This window comes from Actinomyces sp., assembly GCF_030524025.1.
In the GTDB taxonomy this organism is placed as follows: Bacteria; Actinomycetota; Actinomycetes; order Actinomycetales; family Actinomycetaceae; genus Actinomyces.
On sequence record NZ_JAUNHI010000020.1, the window covers coordinates 44,920 to 46,490 of the forward strand.

Sequence of the window (1,571 nt, forward strand, 5' to 3'; positions counted from 1 at the left end):
TGGGATCGGCCCGAAGGACTTGCTCCGATCCTAGCATGGCCCGTCAAGTCCCCGCAAGCCCACCTCACTCCCACTTGAACCAGGGGAACAACGTATCTTACAATGGAGGTATGACAGAACCGGCAACGAAGAAGAAGCGAGCGGCCCGTGTCGTGCTCTCGCCCGGCCAGCACTCCATCGACCGAGCGACCCCAGCCCCCATCGACGGCGGTTTCCGCCTCCAGTGGCGCATCATGCTGCACGACGGGCGTACGGTCCATATGAAGAGCCAGGCCCCTACGAGGGCGGAGGTGCGTGCCAGGGCGCGCGCCAAGGCTGCTGAATTGCTTCAGACCTCCGGGGCGTCCTCGTGGTCGCTGCGCTCGCAGGTGGCCGAGTACATGGAAGCCGTCACCAAGCCCGCCATTGAGTCCGAGCGCCTCGCTGAGGCCACGCGGGCACGGTACTGGCTCGCCTACCGGCTGCTGCTGGGCGAGTGCGGCTCCGACGAGAAGGGCCACCGCCACCGGCACACCCTCAAGGGACTGTCCATCGAGGCGGCCATGCGCCCCCGTGCCCTCAAGGAGTGCCTGGAGGAGATCGGGCGGCTGCATGGGGTCAAGAACGTGAAGCACGCGAAGTTGGTCGCCTCGAAGTACCTCGCCCGACCACTGAAACTGGACGGCCTGTTGCAGTACAACCCGCTGGCCGATCTGGACCTCGACCTGTCGAGATCCCGCAAGCCACCCGTCCAGCGTGGCGGGCACGCTCTCACGCGGGAGGAGTATCGGAAGGCGATCGACTGGCTGCTTACCCAGGACCCGAAGGCGGTGGAGAAGCCCAGGCGCGGGCGCTGGACTCTTGAGGACCGGATTGCCGAGCGCCGGGCTCTGCTGGAGTTCGTCCTCACCCAGGCCGCCACGGGGATGAGGACCTCAGAGATCGGTAGGCGTCCCGTGAGCGAGGTCGAGGTGGACGACAACGGGAACGTCGTGTTCGTCCTCGGTGAGGCCGCTACCAAGACGAGGCGGGCTCGTCGCGTGCCCGTGCTCGACGACACCGTGGCCCGGCTGCTCGTGGAGAGGATCGAGCGGCTGCCCGAGGGTGCGTACCTGTTCGGTGCGCCCACCGACCCGATGAAGGAGTGGCTGCCCCGGAACCGCGACCGCAAACTCGCAGCCCTCTACGAGGAACTGGCCGAGGCGTGCGGCATCGAGATGTTCAAGGTGGAGCGCGGGCACTCATGGAGGACGACGATCAACTCGATCTTGGCCGACGTGGTTCCCGAGGACCAGCGGATCAGGCTGCTCGGCCACACCCGCGAGATCAACCGCTCCCACTACACCGACGCCCGCGAGGTCGAGGCCCTCAAGGAAGCCGCTTCCCAGGCCCTCACCTCATCTTGAAGAGTATCTTGACTCATGGGATTTCGAGGGTTTCGTCGGGAGTTGGCGGGAAGTATGGATGGCACTGAATCGTTGCTATCCCGCCAGAAACCGGCAGCGCCCCGGGGCTCCCTGTGATTTGAATACCCTTCTCAAGGGGTCGTGGGTTCAAATCCCGCCAGCCCGACCGGATCACGGTCACTACTA

The 1,571-nt window shown here is 65.5% G+C and carries 1 protein-coding gene; it reads left to right on the forward strand.

The window, feature by feature from the left end; genetic code table 11:
• The first annotated feature begins 110 nt into the window (after window positions 1-110).
• Window positions 111-1,385, forward strand: coding sequence for a tyrosine-type recombinase/integrase (locus Q4C85_RS08425; RefSeq protein ID WP_303141275.1), 1,275 nt, complete (start codon window positions 111-113; stop codon window positions 1,383-1,385).
• Window positions 1,386-1,571: the final 186 nt, after the last annotated feature.